Raw genomic sequence first — 17,447 nt, 5'->3', positions numbered from 1 at the left:
CAGGCCATTGCCGCCCCGTCTTCAGGTGCAGGATCAGAACAGATCCATGGGCAATGCCATCACGCTGGCTGCGCCGTTGATCACGGCATCGGCCTGGCCGGGCACGCGGGTCAGGATATGTTCGGCATAGAACTGTGCCGTGGCCAGCTTGGCCTGCATGAAGGCCGTGTCCTGGCTCGTGGCCAGCAGCTCCTGCGCAGCCAGCACCGAGCGGCCCAGCTGCCAGCCGGCGATCAGATTGCCGGTGAGCATCAGATAAGGAACGCTGCCAGCATAGGCTGCATTGGGGTCGGCCTTGGCCTTGGCCACGATGAAGTCCACCACCTGCACAAAGGCCTGACGGGCCTGGGCCAGATTCCTGGCGACTGCCTTGGCCGTATCGGTACCGCTGGCGATGAGAGCCGCCTCGGTCTTCTCGATCTGGGCGGCAATGGCCTTGGCGGTCTGGCCGCCATCACGTGCGGTCTTGCGGCCGACCAGGTCGTTGGCCTGGATGGCGGTCGTGCCTTCATAGATGGTCAGGATCTTGGCGTCGCGGTAGTACTGGGCGGCGCCGGTTTCCTCGATGAAGCCCATGCCGCCATGCACCTGTACGCCCAGGCTGGTGACTTCCAGGCTCATTTCGGTGCTGTAACCCTTGACCAGGGGCACCATGAATTCATAGAAGGTCTGATTGGCCTGACGCACTTCTGCGTCCGGATGGTGGTGGGCGGCATCGTAGGCGGCGGCGGCGGCGGTTGCCATGGCGCGGCAGCCCTCGTTGCTGGCACGCATGGTCATCAGCATGCGGCGCACATCGGGGTGGTGGATGATGGTGGCGCTGGCCTTGACCGAGCCGTCGACGGGGCGGCTTTGCACGCGCTCCTTGGCGTAGGCCACGGCGTGCTGGTAGGCACGCTCGGCCACGGCCAGGCCCTGCAGGCCCACGGCATAGCGGGCGGCGTTCATCATGATGAACATGTATTCGAGACCGCGGTTTTCCTCGCCCACGAGGTAGCCGATGGCTCCACCGTTGTCGCCAAATTGCAGCACGGCCGTGGGCGAGGCCTTGATGCCCATCTTGTGCTCGATGCTGACGCAGTGCACATCGTTGCGCTTGCCCAAGGAGCCGTCCTGGTTCACGAGGAACTTGGGCACGACAAACAGGCTGATCCCCTTGACGCCCTCGGGGGCGCCGGCCACGCGGGCCAGCACCAGGTGGACGATGTTGTCCGCCATATCGTGCTCGCCATAGGTGATGAAGATCTTGGTGCCGAAGACCTTGTAGCTGCCGTCGCCCTGAGGCTCGGCCCTGGTGCGCACCAGGGCCAGATCGGAGCCGGCCTGGGGTTCGGTCAGGTTCATGGTGCCGGTCCACTCGCCGGTCACCAGCTTTTCCAGGTAGGTGGCCTTGAGCTCGTCGCTGCCCGCTGTCAGCAGCGCCTCGATGGCGCCGTCGGTCAGCAGCGGGCACAGCGCAAAGCTCAGGTTGGCGCTGTTGAGCATCTCGATGCAGGCCGCGCCAATGGTCTTGGGCAGGCCCTGGCCGCCAAAGTCGGCAGGATGCTGTAGACCCTGCCAGCCGCCTTCGGCGTACTGCTTGAAGGCATCGGCAAAGCCGGGCGTGGTAGTGACCACACCATCCTTGAAGGAAGAGGGATTGAGGTCGCCGGGAACATTCAGGGGGGCGACCACGCCTTCGCAGAGCTTGGCGCATTCTTCGAGAACGGCCTGTGCGGTTTCCAGCCCCGCATCTTCAAAGCCGGGAATCTGGGCGACCTGCTCGATCTGGGCCAGATGCTCCATGTCGAACAGCATGTCTTTGATAGGCGCTTTGTAGGTCATCGTCTCTGTTTCCTTGAATGCTGGCCCGGCTGGCTGCCAGACCTGGGTTGTGCCTTGGATTGTTGGGGATGTTGCCAGCCACGGATGGCAGGGGCTTCCCTCGACTTCATGTCTGGCGCCTGGCAAGAATGTCAGGACCTCGCATTGGTTTGACGTTTACGTAAACGGAATGATTCTAGAGGCTGTGACGGGCTTGCCGCAGTCGCAGACGCGCAATATGGTGGCCAACGCTTGCGGCAAGCTTTCAATCAAAGAGAAACTTTATAGTTAACTTTTTTGGCCTGGTGTTTACCCGTGGTGTCGCGTAAAGACAAGAGGGCGGCGCTCTCGGGAAATGTCCTGGAGCCGAATTCCCATAAATTCAGTCCAGTCTGAATGGAGGAATACCGGGGATATGGCCTAAGTCATTGATTCGTATTGCTTCTGTTCGAGGTGAGGCGGTGTGCCGTATCACCTTTTGATTGGTATCTGACTGGGAGTTTGTATGGCTAAAGTAATCCGTTATCACGAAGTTGGCGGCCCCGAGGTGTTGCGACAGGAAGACATTGAAGTCGGCCAACCCGGTCCAGGTCAGGTCCGTCTCAAGCAGGGCGCTGTGGCCTTGAACTTTGCCGATACCTATTTCCGCTCCGGTCTGTATCCCGCTCCTTTGCCCGCAGGCGTGGGCAGCGAGGCTTGCGGCACGATCACGGCCGTGGGCGACGGCGTGACGGATTTCAAGGTCGGCGACCGCGTGACCTATACCGGCGCGCTGAACACCATCGGCGCTTACGCCACGGAGCGCCTGATTTCTGCTGCCCCCCTGATCCGTCTGCCTGACAACATCAGCTTTGAAACCGCAGCAGCCATCACCATGCGTGGACTGACGGCGGCTTACCTGATGCGCCGCATCTGGGACTTCAAGAAGGGCGACACCATCTTGCTGCATGCTGCAGCCGGTGGCGTGGGCCTGCTGGTGTCGCAGTGGGCAAAGCTGGAAGGCCTGAACGTGATCGGCACAGTCTCCAGCGATGCCAAGGCCGAAGTGGCCAAGGCCAACGGCTGCGTTCACACCATCAACTACAGCCACGAAGACGTGGCCAAGCGCGTGCGTGAGTTGACAGACGGCGTGGGCGTGAATGCCGTCTTCGACAGCGTGGGCAAGGACACTTTCGAGGGCTCGCTCAACAGCCTGAAGGTGCGCGGGCTGATGGTCTGTCTGGGTACGGCTTCGGGCTCCATTGCGCCATTCAACCCGCAGATGCTGGCCGGCAAAGGCTCGCTCTTCCTGACGCGTCCTGCATCGGCGCATTACATCGCCGACCCTGCGGAGCGTGCAGAGCTGGCCAACGAACTGTTCGCCCATGTGGCCGAAGGCCGTATCAAGGTGGACATCAGCAAGCGCTATGCGCTGGAAGACGCCGTTCAGGCTCACCGCGATCTGGAAGCCCGCAAGATTGTGGGATCGGCCATCTTCACGCTCTGAGATACCAAAGGCAGCACTTCTGTATGAAAAGGGCTGAGCCATTCAGCCCTTTTTTGCATCAACCCCGGTGATTGCCCAAAGAAATAAATGCCATGACTCAAAGCTCTGCTGCAACGACATTGCAGGTCGACTTTTCGCTGGACCTGATCTGCCCCTGGTGCTGGATCGGTCTGCGCAATCTGCTGGCCGCCCGTGAGATGCTGCTGGCCAGATATCCCGACCAGCAGCTTGCAATCCATTGGCATGCAGACACTCTGCTGCCCCATATCCCGGAGCATGGAGTGCCTTACCAGGCCTTCTACGAAGCCAGGCTGGGCGGTCCCAGGGCCGTGGAGGTTCGCCGTGCCCAGGTGCGCTCGGCGGCCCATGCGGCGGGCCTGCAGATCAATCATGCGCTGATTGAAACCTTCCCCAGCACGCGCCTGGTTTGTGCGTTGGTCAACTACGCGCAGACTCTGCTCGATGGTGAATCCATGATCCGTTTTGTGGAGTCCATCTTTGCCGCTTACTTTGTGCAGGGCCGCGATATAGGCTCGGTCATGGTGCTGCAGCAGCTGGCGCACTCGGCAGCACTGGACTGGAATCCTTCCCGCTTTGATGCGCTGCGCTACCAAAGCGAGGCCGGCCATACCGGCGGCGTGCCGCATATGGTGTTCAACCAGCGTCTGCAGGTGACGGGCGCGGTGGCGCCCGCGGAGCTGCTGCGCGCCATGGAGCATGCCCGTGTTGCCGACAGCATCTTCGCCTGATACCGCATTGCTGGCCGCCGGTGCCGTGCGGGATTTGCCGCCTGGCGGGCGAAAGTTGGTCTTCACGCCTGGTGGCCAGAGCATCTTGCTGCTGAATGTCGAAGGCGAGTTCTATGCCTTGGAGAACAGCTGCCCGCATGCGGGTGCCTCCATGGCCGGCGGCAATTGCGATGCCCATGTGCTGAGCTGCCCCGCGCATGGACTCAAGTTCGATATCCGCAGCGGCAAGTGCACGGCATCGCCGCAGATGACGATTCCTCTCTACGAAGTTCTTGTCAGAGAGGGACTGCTCTGGCTCAAACCGCCTGACAACTGCTGATAAACCATCGAGCGCTGATGTGCATAGAAGAAGGCCCGCAGATTTTCTCTGCGGGCCTTCTTCTATGGTTTCAGGATTGATGTCCTCTGGCCGGCAACCGGCAGGCGCCGGTTGCCATGGATTGGACTCAGAACGTGTGGCGAATGCCGATGTCAAAGCCCGAGGCATTGCCGCCAGCGACTGGAATCGGGCCTTGCAGCGCGCCCGTGGCCACCGGCAGGTTGATGCTGCCGCGGTTGTCTACATAGGCATAGGTGCCGTAGAGTGCGGTGCGCTTGGAGAGGTTGTGCACATAACCCACTGCGTACTTGCTGGAGCTGCTGCCGCTGTTGTCATTGCGGTTCAGGCGCATGAAGCTCATGGGGATATTGCCGTTACCGACCTTCCAGATGGCACCCAGCTGCCAGTAGCGTACATGGTCGGCATTGTCCAGACCTGCCAGGCGGTTGCCAGTGCGGTGATCGGCAGCCAGAACCATGAGGCGGTGGCCCTCCCAGAGGTAGGATGCGGCGGCATTGATCTGTCTGTAATCGTCGGCCGCACGGTTCTTGGTGGACGTGATGGCGACGGCTGCATCCCAGTTGTCGCCTCCATAGCCCAGGCGTGCACCATAGACGCGGCCGTCCTGGCGGTTGGGGCCGGCATCGTTTTCACCGAATGCAGTCATCAACTGATAGAACAGGCCTTTGCAACTGGAGCTGGAGCAGCCGGGCGAGAAGTAGCCAATGCTGTTCGATGCGCGAAAGCCCGTCACAGTGGTGCCGTGCAGCACATGCAGGCTCATGCCCACGCCCAGGCGAAAGGGGTCGTAGTTGAACATGTTCCAGAAGGCGGGCACATAGTCGCGGCCCAGGCGTACCTCGCCCCATTGCTTGCTCTGCAGATAGACCAGGGCCTTGCGGTTGAAGCTCAGACCATTGCTGCTGCCTGCCCCCGAAGGCTGGTTGTTGGTGTTGGAGGCCTGGCCGGTGCCGTTGTCGGTATTGAGACCCGCTTCCAGATCAAAGCCGGCGGCCAGACCGTTGCCGAGATCCTCACGGCCCTTGAAGCCCAGGCGGCTGGCCTGATTGCCGCTGGAGGTCAGCATCTGACGCGAGCCTGCGCCAGCGCCGCGGTAATTGGATACGGCCATATCCACCACGCCATAGACCTGCACAGAGGATTGTGCCGAGGCCGCCAGCGGCGCCAGCGTGCATGCGAGAGCGCTCAGCGCATTGAAAGCCATTTTTTTTGTAGTCATTCATGTCTCCTTGAACCGTTGAAAAAAGATGCCTGGTGGCAAACCGACGAAAAACACAGCAGGGCAAGGCCGGGCCTGGGGATGGGTTAGGGCGCAGGCAAGCCCCCAGCTCTAATCCCGCCAAAGGACTGGAGCCGGGTGCGGCCGCCCACGGTGCCAAGGGTTGGCACTGGGCAAAGGTCTTGAATCAGATAAGTAATGGAGCAGCTTGAGGGCAACTGCTCAAGGACCCGGGCCTCAGTTTTCGGGCTTGTAGCCTATGGACTTGAGCAGGGCTGCCTGTTTGCGGCTGGCCTCTTTGAGGTCGGCTGTCATTTCTGCCGTGGTAAGGGGCTGGCCGGGCTCCATGCCCACCGTGGCGAGCTGTTTGAGCACGGCCTCCTTGCGGAAATGCGCCAGCGCCACATCCCGCAGCTTCTGCTGGATGGCTGCCGGGGCTTGCGGATGGGACCACACGGCAAACCAGCCGGATTTGGACAGCTGGGGGTAGCCCAGTTCCGTGAAGGTCGGCACCTCGGGCAAAGTCTGCAGGCGGCTCGGGTAGACGACTGCCAGCGCCTTGATCTTGCCGCTGCGAATCAGGGGCAGTGAAGTGGTGACGCCATCGAACATCACCGGGACATGGCCGCCCATGAGGTCCACCAGCGCAGGGGGCGAGCCCTTGTAGCCCACATGGCGCATATTGATCTTGGCCAACTGGCCCAGCAGCATGCCCGAGGTGTGACCCTTCAGGCCCGTGGCGTAGGAGGCAAAGTCCACGCCGTCGCGTTGCTGTCTGGCGTAGCTGATGAATTCGGGCAGGGTCTGGAACGGCAGATCCTTGTTGGCGACCATGACCAGGCCAGTGCGTGTGAGCTGGGCCAGCGGAGTCAGGTCCTTGAACGGGTCGAAACTGACTTTCTGGGCCAGGGGCGCCTCGCTCAGCGCTCCGTCCTGAATCACCAAAAAGGTGTAGCCGCTTTTGCCATGCGACTTGAGGTCCTGGATGCCGATGGCTCCCGAGGCACCGGGCTTGGACTCCACGATCACGGGCTGCTTGAGCTCCTGCGTCATACCCTCTGCCAGCAGACGGGCCAGGGTGTCGGCCGTGCCGCCGGCAGGCCCGGTGACGATCAGGCGTATGGGCCTGGTCGGCCAGTCTGCGCTCTGCTCGGCCTGTGCGGGCAGGGCCAGGCTGGCGGCCACGGCCATGACGGCCAGACCTAATTTGCGGCGCAGTGCGCTGGCTGTCGCGGCGCGAGAGTCTGCCGTGTCCACTGAATTGCGCGAGGCGGGTGTCGTTGCCTTCATTGCTTGTCTCCTTCAATAGGGAGGTCTGGCTCCCCATCTGCGCGCACCTTTTATATATTGTGGGTGGCTGCGCATTCATCGTGATGGTCGTCGGGCGGCTCAGGCCGTTGGCTCGGGCTGTCGGGCTTCGATCCGAGCCTGCAAATCCTCGATCAGCTGTTTTGCCTGCGGCCAGGGGCCATGGCCCGAGGCCGGGTTCAGGTGGCCCTGGGGGCCCAGCTCCACCAGCTCGCTCCCCCAGTCGCGCGCAAAGCCGCGCGCGCGCTCCAACGCGGTCAGCGGGTCATTGCTGCTGGCTGCCAGCAGTGTGGGAAACGGCAGGCGCTGGCGCGGGATGGGCGTCCAGCCGTGGGCTGCCAGCACATCCTTGGGGGGGTAGCCGGCAGGCATCTGGGTTTCCACATCGGCGGGGGCGGCCAGCAAGGCTCCTAGAATGGGACGGGCTCGGCGCAGCGCCCAGTGCGCGACCATCATGCAGCCGGCGCTGTGCGCCACGATGATGACGGGGCCGTCGATGCTGTCCAGTGCACGGTCGATCGCGTCCAGGCGGGCATGGCAGCTGAGCTTGTCCTGCTCCAGCGGTGGAACGGTGACGCAGGGGACGGACTGCGCAGTCAGCTCCTTTGCCAGCAGCGTCTGCCAGTGCTCTTCCACATGGTCGCGCAGGCCGGGGATGATGAGAATCGTGTGCTTCAAGGTCATCTTCTGTCTCCTGGCTCAGTCCGTGGGGCCGCCGATGATGGCGGTGCGTTCCATCTTGCGGTGGCAGGGCTGGTAGTCCATCACTGCGTAGTGCTGGGTGGAGCGGTTGTCCCAGAAGGCTACGCTGTTTTTGCTCCATTTGAAGCGCACCTGGTACTCGGGAATCATGGCCTGGCTGGTCAGGTAATTGAGCAGTTGCGAGGAACCGGGCGATTTGTCCAGGCCGAAGCGCACATTGGCGGGTGTGTTGTAGTTGGTGAAATGGGTGGTGAAGCTGCTGTTGACGAACAGAATCTTCTCGCCGGTTTCGGGGTGGATGCGGACCACGGGGTGCTCGGCGTCGGGGTATTGGGCCTTGAGTGCCAGACGCTTTTCGATAGGCATGACGGCACCAAAGCTCGCTTCGATGCTATGGCGGGCACGCAGATGCTCGATCTTGACCTTGATGTCGTCTGGCAGGTTCTCATAGGCCATCACCATGTTCACCCACATGGTGTCGCCGCCCACTGGCGGGCATTCAACGCAGCGCAGCACGCAGCCCATGGGGGGCTGCTCGCGCCAGGTGGCATCGGTGTGCCATGAGTTTTCGTTGCGGTCCAGAGGGTTGTCGGGGGTCTTGTAGATCTGCACCAGGCCTGGGTGCTCGGGGTGGCTTCCCACCACCGGGTGGTCTTCCAGCTCGCCAAATTTGCGCGCAAATGCCACATGCTCGGCGCGTGTGATGTCCTGGTCGCGGAAAAAGATCACGCGGTGCTTGAGCAGTGCCTGGCGGATCTCGGTCATCAGGCCTTCGTCCTCGGCGGCCGCTCCCAGGTGAACGTTGGACAGCTCCGCACCGATGGAGCAGGTCAGAGGATTGACTCCCAGCGAGCGGGTCAAAGAGCTGGAGCGGATAAGGGCGGGTGCTGCGCCAACCTCGTTTTTCATTGGGAAGTCTCCTTATAGAATCAATGTCGCCAGTGTGAAAACTCCCCTCGATCGGCGCTTGTCATTACATGACTGGTGCTTTGCAATTAGTGCCAAGTTAGTGAAACCCCATGGCCTCTCTCGTTCGCGCCGCCTGCTTGACCAATTACGCCGAAGTCGCCCAGGCTTCGGGACTGAATGGCGCGCGCATGCTGCTCGATGCCGGCCTGAGCCCCGGTGTGCTCGACGAGCCGGATCTGATGATTCCGGTGGACAAGGTGGGGCGTTTGCTGCAGGCCTCGGCCACGCAGTCGGGCAATGAAAGCTTTGGTCTGTGCATGGCGCGCTCGCGCCTGCTGTCCAATATGGGGCCGGTGGGCCTGCTGATTCGCGATCAGGCTACGCTGCGCGATTCGCTGAACCTGCTGGTGCGTCATCTGGCCCTGCTCAACGGCGCCATGACGCTGGAGCTGGACGAGCAGGCCGACACGGTGCTGATCCGTGAGCTGTTGCTGGCCGGCCGTGCCCATGAGCCTACGCGCCAGCGCGTGGAGCTGGCGCTGGGCGTGATGGTGCGCGCCATTCGGCAGCTGATAGGTCGCGACTGGCAGCCTCGCATGGTGTGTTTCGAGCACGCCGCGCCCAAGGACCTGAGCATGCATCACCTGATGTTCGGCCCGCGCGTGGAGTTCAATCAAGAGTTCAACTGCATTGTTTGCGTCAAGGCCGATCTCGATACGCGCAACGAATTTGCCGACCCTGCCATGGTGCGCTATGCCCAGAAGCTGCTGGAGTCCGTGGCTCCCATGAGCGAGGAAGCAGTGCTGGACGATGTGCGCCGCACCATCTTGCTGCTGTTGCCCAGCGGGCGCTGCAGCATTGAGAAAGTCAGCGAGCACCTGGGTGTGGTGCCACGCACCATTCAGCGCCGGCTGACGGAAAAGGGGCAGAGCTTTTCCTCGCTGATGAACGATATCCGCAAGGAGCTGGCCGTGCGCTATGTGTTCGAGAGCAACCGCTCTCTGACCGAAGTGGCCGAGCTGCTGGGCTTTACGGCCCCCAGCAGTTTTTCACGCTGGTATCAGAGCCAGTTCGGCTGCAGTGCCAAGGACAGCCGTGCCAAGGCGCAGACCGAAGGCACGGGCGGCGCATAAAAAAGCGGGCCGTAAGGGCCCGCCAAACACACTACCAAAGTGCCACCCCAGGGAGAGGGCGGCTACGCCAGCGTCCTTCAGTTGCTGGCGATTCTGAGCTTGCTCAGAATTTTGCGGTTCTGCTCCACCGTGTTCAGCATTTTTTGTTGCAGCTCCGTCATCGTGCTGGGCTGGGGGGCGTCAAAGCCCTGGGTTTTGAGCTGCGCCTGAAACTTGGCGGATTGAGTCACCTTGTCCATTTCCTGGCGCACCTTCTGGATAAGGGCCGGGGGCGTGCTGCTCAGCACGAACAGTCCCACACTGGCATCGGGCAGCACAAAGTCGGGCATGTTCTGCTCGGCAAAGCTGGGCACATCGGGTAGCAGGCGCGAGCGGTTGGGCGAGACCACGCCCAGGGCCTTGATCTTGCCGGCCTTGACCAGCGGGGCTGCATTGGTCACCACTTCAAAAGTCAGTTGTACCTGATTGCCGATCAGATCGACGATGGCAGGGGCCGAGCCCTTGTAGGGCACGGCGGTGATCTTGCCGCCGCTTTTCTCGCTCAGCAACTCACCCAGCATGTCGGAGCGAGTGCCGGGGCTCAGGTTGGCGATATTGATAGGGCCGGAGCTCTTTTTTGCATAGTCCAGCACCTCCTGAATCCTGTTGGGGGGAAAGCTGTTGTTGGCCACCAGCATATGCACCATGGAGGCCACATCCGAGACATAGGTGAAGGTCTTGTGCACGTCAAACGGCGTCTTCACGGTAAGCGGAAAGTCGGTCCAGATGCTGGAGGGCGCAATCATCAGCGTATGCCAGTCGGCAGGTGCATTCATCACGGCGCGCTCGGCAATCACGGCCGATCCGCCGGGTTTGTTGTCGACGACCACGGGCTGGCCCAGATTGGTCTGCAGATGATCGGCCACCAGGCGCGCCACACCATCGGTGATGCCACCAGGAGGCGCAGGAACGACGAGGCGGATGGGTTTGACGGGCCAGGCGGATGCGGGGGTCTGAGCCTGTACGGCGGTGCTGGCCATTACGCCGACGCAAAGAATTGCGGCGCAGGAACGCAGGGTTCGAGGAATGTTTCGCATGTGTTGCTCCCTAAATGGAGTTGCTCAGATGGTGCTGGCGGGAGAGTCTGTGACCCGCCCATCTTCAAGAACGCAAGCATTCAGCGCTTGTCTTGCTGCGGCGCTATCGGCCCTGGCTCGCAAGACGGGAATCACGGGCATCACTTGCGGGCCGGGTGGTCCAGCAAAATTCACAGCGGTTGTCATTGATGTCTCCTGTCGTTTTTCATGGGGGGCAGACATTCGGCATGACGCCGATCTCTGTCTCGTAGGGGGCAGACCCAACGAATAGGTGATCCGCTGAATCTGCCGGCATGTCCCTGCGCTCTTGTGCTTGGGGTGTAGGAATGCACCAATTCATGATGGAGGTCCGCAAGTCCGGTGACTTGGCGTTTCATGCCTGCGACTTCGCATTTGATGACTGCAGTACTCCGCACTTACCCGATGTAGGGCTGCAGCCTGCATGGCTTCGATGCGTGCTTGAGGCGCGGTATGGGCGCCTTGCAATCGGAGCCGCGAGGAGGGGGAGGTCGCAGGTTGCCGATGGTGCGCGGCAGTCGCCTGGACTTTTGCAGTGCATGAACCGATGTCGTCTCTCTGTTGCCTGAGCCAATCACCTTCAGGCATGGTTTGCTGGTCTTGTCGCGTTTGAGAAAGCGCGTGTCTTGAAATGCAAAGTGGCATCTCGTACGGCATTTGATACTGGCTTCACGCATCGGCAATGGCCTGAAATCGGCTGATGCAGTTTGTCCAGACACTGATTTCTCGCACTCAAACCGGAGACAACAACCATGAACTTTCTTGACGGTCACCTGTATCCCGAAAACCAGCAACCGCTGATCATCACTGCTGCTCCCTACGCTCCGGGCTGGATTCCCTCGGACTTCCCCGAGGACATCCCCATCACCATGGAAGAGCAGATTCAGAAGGCCGTGGACTGCTATGAGGCCGGCGCCACCGTGCTGCATCTGCATGTGCGTGAAGACGACGGCAAGGGCAGCAAGCGTCTGTCCAAGTTCAACGAGCTTATTGCCGGTGTGCGTGAGCGTGTGCCCGAGATGATCATCCAGGTCGGCGGCTCCATCAGCTTTGCGCCCGAAGGCCCGGACGGCGAAGCCAAGTGGCTCTCCGACGATACCCGCCATATGCTGGCCGAGCTGACACCCGTGCCCGACCAGGTGACGGTGACCGTGAACACCACGCAGATGAACGTGACCGAGCATGCCGGCGAAGACGACTTCCGCGGTGTCTCGCGCGGCTTCCCGCATCTGCACAAGACCTACAAGGACATGATTGTTCCCTCGAACCCCAGCTTCGTCGAAGAACATATCCGTCGCCTGTCCGAAAAGGGCATCCAGAGTGCCTTCCAGGTCTACAACATCAACAGTTTCGAAACCATAGAGCGCATGATCCGCCGTGGCGTCTACAAGGGGCCGCTGGTCATGAACTGGGTCGCCATCAGCGGCGGCATGGACCAGGCCAATATCTACAACCTGGCCAATATGCTGCGCGCCGTGCCCGACAACGCCATCGTGACGGTGGAAAGCTCGGTGCTGAACGTGCTGCCCATCAATATGATCGGCATGGCCCTGGGTCTGCATGTGCGCTGCGGTATCGAAGACGTGCTGTGGAATCAGACCCGCACCGGCAAGATGAGCACCGTGGAGCAGATCAAGCAGCTGGTGCGCATTGCGGGCGAGTTCGGTCGCCCGATTGCCACGGCCCAGCAGGCCCGCGAGATCAAGCAGATCGGCGTGTTCTACGAAACCGCCGATGAAACCCTGGCCAAGAACGGCTTCGCACCCAACCGCAAAGGGGCCAACCAGGGCTTTCTGCGCAAGCCCATGGACGCTGTGGCCTGAGTCTCAAAGCCCGGGTGACCGGGCCCGGCTGATCTAGCCGCTGTGCGTTTGTCACGCTTGCCTGGTGGATGCGTGGCCAAGCGCCTGCCACCGCCGACTTCCTTGAGAAGTCGGCTTTTTTATTTCTCTGGATTCAAGCCCGCAGATAAAGGTCTTCGCCGCGCACGTTGCGCTCCTGCAGGATTTCTCCGACCGCCAGCAGCTCATCCAGATGCTGGGAAATGCTGCGCGTCTCGGCCCCCTGTACCCAGGGCGCATCAAAGCCTTGCGGGTAGAGCAGGCGCTGCTCCACCATCTGCGAGAGCGTCATGGGCCGCTGCGCCAGCCATTCGAGAATGCGCGCACCGCGCTCGTCAATGACCGCAGCAAAGCGCTTGAGGTCTCGAATAAACGCCTCGCGTTCCGTGTAAATGCCCTTGTGGTGCGAGGTCACCCAGACCCGGGCATCGATCTCGGGCAGCCGCGCCAGGCTGCGGCGAAAGTCCGTCAGACAGGAGCAGGCATCGCCGTAATAAGGGCCGAATCCTGTCAGGTCGATATCGCCGATAAAGGCAACACCTTCGGGCTCGATCAGCAGCACGGTATGGCCTGCCGTATGGCCAGGCATATGAATGGCGCGAATCTGCGACTGACCCAGCTCCCAGACGGCTCCATCCTCGTAGCCCCTGGCATCGGGTCTGGGGGCGTAGAAGAATTCGCTCTCCAGCTTGCTGCGCATGATGCCGGCCTGAGCCGAATCAGCCCAGCCAAAGGTGGCAACCAGGCCCTCCCAGCTTTGCAAGGCCGCCAGATCGCCCGCGTGAGCAAAGACCTGCGCGTCTGGTAGGCGGTGCAGGCCGGCCATATGGTCCTCATGCACATGACCCATCACCACCAGCTCGGTGGCATCGAACTCGGCCCCGATATGGTTGGCAACGATAGGCGTATCCAGCGCTGCCAGCGTATCGCTGCCGCGAGTCATGACCTGGTTGCCGTCCGGATACTTGCCACCCTTGGCGCCGCGAAACACCGTCACGCGGCCAAACTGGTGGCGCTGTATGTCTGTCTGGGCTGTGTCGATGGGATGCATCATGGTCTGAGTGGAGGAAAGTGAAGCCGGCTTCTGCGAAGATTAAAACCTTGGATGTATTTGCGCTGTCACCACAGCGCTTTGAAAGACGAGTCGGAGATGACCCAACAAGACAAACAGGCTCAGGAAGCCCATCTGATCGAGCACCCCATCAAAAGCGAGCTGGTGCACCAGGGCAGTTTTCTGCAGGTGAGGCTCGATACCGTGCGTCTGCCTCATGGCGGGCAGGCCACGCGCGAGTATGTGGTGCACCCCGGCGCCGTGGTGGTGATAGGCCTGCTCGACGATGGCCGCGTGCTGCTGGAGCGGCAGTTTCGCTACCCCGTGGGCCGGGTCATGACGGAGTTTCCTGCAGGCAAGCTCGATGCGGGCGAGCAGCCGCTGATCTGCGCTCAGCGCGAGCTGCTGGAGGAAACCGGCTACAGCGCGCGGGAATGGGCCTATGCCGGCCCCATGCATCTGGCGATCGGCTACTCCGACGAAGTCATTCACATCTTCTTCGCGCGCGGCCTGACTGCGGGCGAGCGCCAGCTCGATGCCGACGAGTTTCTCGATGTCTGCAGCATGACGGCTGACGAGCTGCTGGACGGCGTGCGTAGCGGCCAGGTCACCGACGCCAAAACCCTGAGCTGCTGCCTGTGGCTGCAGAACGTGCAAAGCGGTGCCTGGCCTCTGGAGTGGAAGCTAGCTTGATTTTTTTGATAGCTGCTTGCGTATATTGGCAATGAGTTTCAGCTATGAAAGTTCCTGAAATTCATAGCAGTCAGGCGCTGGCTGCTTCTTTTTCGGGATTGCCTGATGCCTATCAGTGTTTGTCGTCGGGTGATGACAGGCGCTGCATGACCTTCCTATAAACTGGTGCCATGCACCATGGCGTACCACCTCTATTTGAGGGTTGCCGTCTGAAGCGGTGTTCAGGAGTGTTTCATGGAATCGTCAGAGCTTGAGGATGACAGCGTTTTCGAGAGTGCGGCCGAGCTGTTCAAAGCCATGGCTGCGCCCATGCGGCTGAAGATCATCAGCGCGTTGTGCAACGGAGAAAAAAACGTCTCCGAGCTGCTGGCTTCCATAGACACGACCCAGCCCAATATGTCTCAGCATCTGAACACGTTGTACCAGTCCGGCATTCTGGGCCGCAGGCGCGAAGGGGTCAGCATCTACTACTTCATCGCCAACGAGAAGGTCGTCCATATGTGCCGCACCATCTGCGTGCAGATTGCCATCGAACAGAACTGACGGCTTGAGCCCAAAAGAAGAAAAGGCGCACCAGGCGCCTTTTTTCATGGCCGTATGTGGTTCAGGGCTTGAGATAGACAAAGCCTTCTTTGGCCTGCAGGCGTGCGACTTCGGCCACACCGGAGGGGACGACCGAGGCCTCCATCAGCAGGCTTGAGGCATCGAGCTTGCGCGTTTGCAGCGTGTTGTTGCAGACCTTGAACTCCACGCCGCGCCCCACCAGTGCGCTGACCTGGCCGCTGAACTCGCGGCCCTTGCTGTCCTTGGCATTGTTCAGCAGAAAGTCTATGCCTGGCCCATGGGTGACCACCACGATCTTGTCCGTGGGCGAGGCATTGAGTTCGTTATTGATATTGGCGAGTATGGCGGCCGCTGTCTCCACGCCGGTGTTGACGTGATAGACCACTTTCACATCCTGAGCGGCGGCAATCGCCGTACACAGGGCAAAGCTCAGGGCAACAAGTTGGCGCTTCATCGAAGGTCTCCTGTGGTGTCTGTAGGCATCAGGGAAGATGCTGCTGGTTAAATATTGCCACTTGCTTATATTAACGATGACGCAAACATTCAAAAATAGGGCAAGCGCTAGTGGCGACATGCAAGCATGACGCGCTGCCCATGCAAGGGAGACAGAGCCATGACAAGCTGGGCAGGAGCTGCGCTGAGGAGCTTTGTGTGGGCAACGATTGCAGCGACAGGTACAGCGGCCGCGCATGATGCAGCCCCCAGGTCGCTCATTCCGCAAGCGGTCAGCGCGCCCGTGATGGAGTTGCAACAGGTGGCTGCCAATGTATTTTTTGTGCAGGGCGTATCGGCGCTGGGCAGCCCGGCCAATCGTAACTTCATCTCCAATGCGGGCTTTGTCATCACCCATGACAGCGTGGTCGTGATCGATGCGCTGGGTTCGCCCGCACTGGCCGAGGAGCTGGTGCAGAAAATCCGTACGCTGACGCCCAAGCCCATCAGCCATGTGCTGCTGACCCACTATCACGCCGACCACATCTATGGCCTGCAGGTGTTCGAGGCCCTGGGCGCAAAAATCGTGGCCCATGCCCAGGCGCGTGAATACATCAACTCAGAAACCGCGCATCTGCGGCTTGAGGCTTCGCGCAAGGACCTGGCGCCCTGGGTCGACCGGAGCACGCGCCTGGTGCCCGCGAATCAATGGGTGTCGGGTGATAGCTCCACGCTGAAGGTGGGGGGCGTGGACTTTGTGCTGCAGCATATGGGGCCCTCGCATACGCCGGAGGATACGGCCATCTTCCTGCCGCAAAGCGGCGTGCTCTTCATCGGCGATGTGGTGTTTCGCAACCGCATTCCCTATGTGGGCCAGGCCGACAGCCGCCACTGGATTGCCGCGCTGGATGAGTTGCTCAAGCTCCCCGTCAAGGTCATGGTGCCGGGCCACGGCCCGGCCTCCGAGCAGCCGCGCCAGGACATGCAGCTGACGCGAGACTATCTGCACTATCTGCGCGAGGCCATGGGCAAGGCCGCAGCCAACCTCGACCCGTTTGACGAGGCCTATCAGGCGACGGACTGGTCCAGGTTCTCGGCTTACCCGCTGTTCAAGGAAGCCAATCGCATGAATGCCTACAACACCTTTTTGCTGATGGAGCAGGAAAAGCCGTGATGGAAACAGCCAGCTCCTTTCGTGCCCGCAGAAGACTGTGCTTGCAGCTGCTGCTGGCGGGGGCGGCCCCGGCGTGGGCGGCGCTCGATGCCTCTGAGCGCCTGCTGCCCACCAGCCAGAGTCTGCAGCACGACCTGGCCTTGGCGCTGGCCCGCAAGCAGCCGTTGGTGGTGATGGCAAGCCTGCATGGCTGCCCGTTCTGCAAGATCGTGCGCGAACATTACTTGCTGCCGTTGCAACAGTCCGGGGCTTTGGTGACTCAGATTCATTTTCTGTCACGTGAGCCTTTGCAGAGCTGGGATGGCACGGCGACCACGCATGGCGACATGGTCAGGCAACTGGGCATCGAGGTGGCGCCGACCGTGCTCTTCTATGGAGCTGCTCACAAGGAGGTGGCCGAGCGCTTGAGCGGCAGCTCCATCCCCGACTTCTATGGCGCTTATCTGGATGAGCGCATGCAGACGGCCCGCGCGGCGGTGCAGGGGCGCTGAGCCGGGTATGGGTATCGCTGTTCCTGTTCGGGAATAACGAGGGTTAGCGCGGGATCTCAAATTTGACGAGCTGTTGGATACTTTAAATAACAACATGCTTATATATAAATATAAGGAGACCAAGCGATGAAAACTGCATCCTGGCTGGGTGGCTTGACGGTGTTGCTGGGGCTGGCTGTTCCTGCACTGGCGCAGGCGGATCAGGCGCTGGCGCAGAAGAACGCCTGCATGGCCTGCCATGCGGCGGACAAGAAACTGGTAGGCCCGGCGTTCCAGGATGTGGCCAGGAAATATGCGGCCCAGGCCGATGCACAGGCCTATCTGGTCAAAAGCATCAAGGCCGGTGGCTCCGGCAAATGGGGGGCGGTGCCCATGCCCGCCCAGCCAGCACTCAGCGATGCGGACACCCAGACGCTGGCGGCCTGGATTCTCAAGGGTCCCAAATGAAACAGGCGTGT

The 17,447-nt window shown here is 61.2% G+C and carries 18 protein-coding genes; 10 read left to right on the top strand and 8 right to left on the bottom strand.

Going from position 1 to position 17,447, the window contains the following annotated elements; all coding sequences use genetic code 11:
* Positions 1 to 33: 33 nt before the first annotated feature.
* Positions 34 to 1,824, bottom strand: coding sequence for an acyl-CoA dehydrogenase (locus AAIL67_RS09730; RefSeq protein WP_343483879.1), 1,791 nt, complete (start codon positions 1,822 to 1,824; stop codon positions 34 to 36).
* Between the two features lie 484 nt (positions 1,825 to 2,308).
* Here AAIL67_RS09730 and AAIL67_RS09725 point away from each other — a divergent pair, with 484 nt between their 5' ends.
* From AAIL67_RS09725 to AAIL67_RS09715, 3 genes are all read left to right on the top strand, one after another.
* Entirely contained in the window at positions 2,309 to 3,289 is a 981-nt protein-coding gene (locus AAIL67_RS09725; RefSeq protein WP_280008433.1) for a quinone oxidoreductase, read from the top strand.
* Positions 3,290 to 3,381: 92 nt separating this feature from the next.
* Positions 3,382 to 4,038, top strand: a complete 657-nt coding sequence (locus AAIL67_RS09720; RefSeq protein WP_003062781.1) for a DsbA family protein — start codon at positions 3,382 to 3,384, stop codon at positions 4,036 to 4,038.
* Positions 4,007 to 4,357 (top strand): Rieske (2Fe-2S) protein, encoded by a 351-nt coding sequence (locus tag AAIL67_RS09715; protein ID WP_050788931.1) that lies wholly within the window; start codon positions 4,007 to 4,009, stop codon positions 4,355 to 4,357. The genes AAIL67_RS09720 and AAIL67_RS09715 overlap by 32 nt, the downstream gene beginning before the upstream one ends.
* Positions 4,358 to 4,484: 127 nt before the next feature.
* On the opposite strand, the gene AAIL67_RS09710 is transcribed toward AAIL67_RS09715, so the two are convergent.
* The 4 genes from AAIL67_RS09710 to AAIL67_RS09695 all read right to left on the bottom strand — a co-directional run bounded on the left by AAIL67_RS09710 (position 4,485) and on the right by AAIL67_RS09695 (position 8,516).
* Entirely contained in the window at positions 4,485 to 5,597 is a 1,113-nt protein-coding gene (locus tag AAIL67_RS09710) for a porin (RefSeq protein WP_343483878.1), read from the bottom strand.
* Between the two features lie 237 nt (positions 5,598 to 5,834).
* Entirely contained in the window at positions 5,835 to 6,887 is a 1,053-nt protein-coding gene (locus AAIL67_RS09705; RefSeq protein ID WP_343483877.1) for a tripartite tricarboxylate transporter substrate binding protein, read from the bottom strand.
* A 99-nt stretch (positions 6,888 to 6,986) separates the two neighbouring features.
* Positions 6,987 to 7,589: an alpha/beta fold hydrolase gene (locus AAIL67_RS09700; RefSeq protein ID WP_046460155.1), complete on the bottom strand. Its 603-nt coding sequence runs from the start codon at positions 7,587 to 7,589 to the stop codon at positions 6,987 to 6,989.
* A 15-nt stretch (positions 7,590 to 7,604) separates the two neighbouring features.
* Entirely contained in the window at positions 7,605 to 8,516 is a 912-nt protein-coding gene (locus AAIL67_RS09695; RefSeq protein ID WP_343483876.1) for a TauD/TfdA family dioxygenase, read from the bottom strand.
* A 110-nt stretch (positions 8,517 to 8,626) separates the two neighbouring features.
* On the opposite strand from AAIL67_RS09695, the gene AAIL67_RS09690 reads away from it, so the two are divergent.
* The gene (locus tag AAIL67_RS09690; protein ID WP_003062790.1) at positions 8,627 to 9,649 is read left to right on the top strand and encodes an AraC family transcriptional regulator; all 1,023 of its coding nucleotides are present in this window, start codon (positions 8,627 to 8,629) and stop codon (positions 9,647 to 9,649) included.
* A gap of 77 nt (positions 9,650 to 9,726) precedes the next feature.
* On the opposite strand, the gene AAIL67_RS09685 is transcribed toward AAIL67_RS09690, so the two are convergent.
* The gene (locus AAIL67_RS09685) at positions 9,727 to 10,725 is read right to left on the bottom strand and encodes a tripartite tricarboxylate transporter substrate binding protein (protein WP_343483875.1); all 999 of its coding nucleotides are present in this window, start codon (positions 10,723 to 10,725) and stop codon (positions 9,727 to 9,729) included.
* Between the two features lie 770 nt (positions 10,726 to 11,495).
* On the opposite strand from AAIL67_RS09685, the gene AAIL67_RS09680 reads away from it, so the two are divergent.
* The gene (locus AAIL67_RS09680) at positions 11,496 to 12,566 is read left to right on the top strand and encodes a 3-keto-5-aminohexanoate cleavage protein (RefSeq protein WP_012838850.1); all 1,071 of its coding nucleotides are present in this window, start codon (positions 11,496 to 11,498) and stop codon (positions 12,564 to 12,566) included.
* A 133-nt stretch (positions 12,567 to 12,699) separates the two neighbouring features.
* Here the strand turns inward: AAIL67_RS09680 and AAIL67_RS09675 are convergent, their stop codons facing one another.
* On the bottom strand, positions 12,700 to 13,638 hold the full coding sequence (locus AAIL67_RS09675) for an MBL fold metallo-hydrolase (RefSeq protein WP_003062796.1): 939 nt from the start codon (positions 13,636 to 13,638) through the stop codon (positions 12,700 to 12,702).
* 96 nt (positions 13,639 to 13,734) lie between these two features.
* Between AAIL67_RS09675 and AAIL67_RS09670 the strand changes: the two genes are divergently transcribed.
* Both AAIL67_RS09670 and AAIL67_RS09665 read left to right on the top strand, forming a co-directional pair.
* Complete coding sequence (locus tag AAIL67_RS09670; protein WP_279085738.1) at positions 13,735 to 14,328, top strand: NUDIX hydrolase; 594 nt, start codon at positions 13,735 to 13,737, stop codon at positions 14,326 to 14,328.
* A gap of 234 nt (positions 14,329 to 14,562) precedes the next feature.
* The gene (locus AAIL67_RS09665) at positions 14,563 to 14,871 is read left to right on the top strand and encodes a metalloregulator ArsR/SmtB family transcription factor (protein ID WP_003053925.1); all 309 of its coding nucleotides are present in this window, start codon (positions 14,563 to 14,565) and stop codon (positions 14,869 to 14,871) included.
* Positions 14,872 to 14,932: 61 nt separating this feature from the next.
* Here AAIL67_RS09665 and AAIL67_RS09660 read toward each other — a convergent pair whose 3' ends face one another.
* On the bottom strand, positions 14,933 to 15,346 hold the full coding sequence (locus AAIL67_RS09660; protein ID WP_012838847.1) for a DsrE family protein: 414 nt from the start codon (positions 15,344 to 15,346) through the stop codon (positions 14,933 to 14,935).
* Between the two features lie 159 nt (positions 15,347 to 15,505).
* Between AAIL67_RS09660 and AAIL67_RS09655 the strand changes: the two genes are divergently transcribed.
* The 3 genes from AAIL67_RS09655 to AAIL67_RS09645 all read left to right on the top strand — a co-directional run bounded on the left by AAIL67_RS09655 (position 15,506) and on the right by AAIL67_RS09645 (position 17,436).
* Entirely contained in the window at positions 15,506 to 16,498 is a 993-nt protein-coding gene (locus tag AAIL67_RS09655) for an MBL fold metallo-hydrolase (protein WP_280008425.1), read from the top strand.
* Positions 16,498 to 16,989 (top strand): hypothetical protein, encoded by a 492-nt coding sequence (locus AAIL67_RS09650; protein WP_343483873.1) that lies wholly within the window; start codon positions 16,498 to 16,500, stop codon positions 16,987 to 16,989. Before AAIL67_RS09655 ends, AAIL67_RS09650 begins: the two co-directional genes overlap by 1 nt.
* A gap of 126 nt (positions 16,990 to 17,115) precedes the next feature.
* Positions 17,116 to 17,436 (top strand): c-type cytochrome, encoded by a 321-nt coding sequence (locus AAIL67_RS09645; RefSeq protein WP_343483872.1) that lies wholly within the window; start codon positions 17,116 to 17,118, stop codon positions 17,434 to 17,436.
* The last annotated feature ends 11 nt before the right edge of the window (positions 17,437 to 17,447 follow it).

Source organism: Comamonas sp. A7-5 (assembly GCF_039581385.1).
Taxonomy (GTDB): Bacteria; Pseudomonadota; Gammaproteobacteria; order Burkholderiales; family Burkholderiaceae_C; genus Comamonas; species Comamonas thiooxydans.
This window is presented reverse-complemented; position numbering and strand designations above follow the sequence as displayed.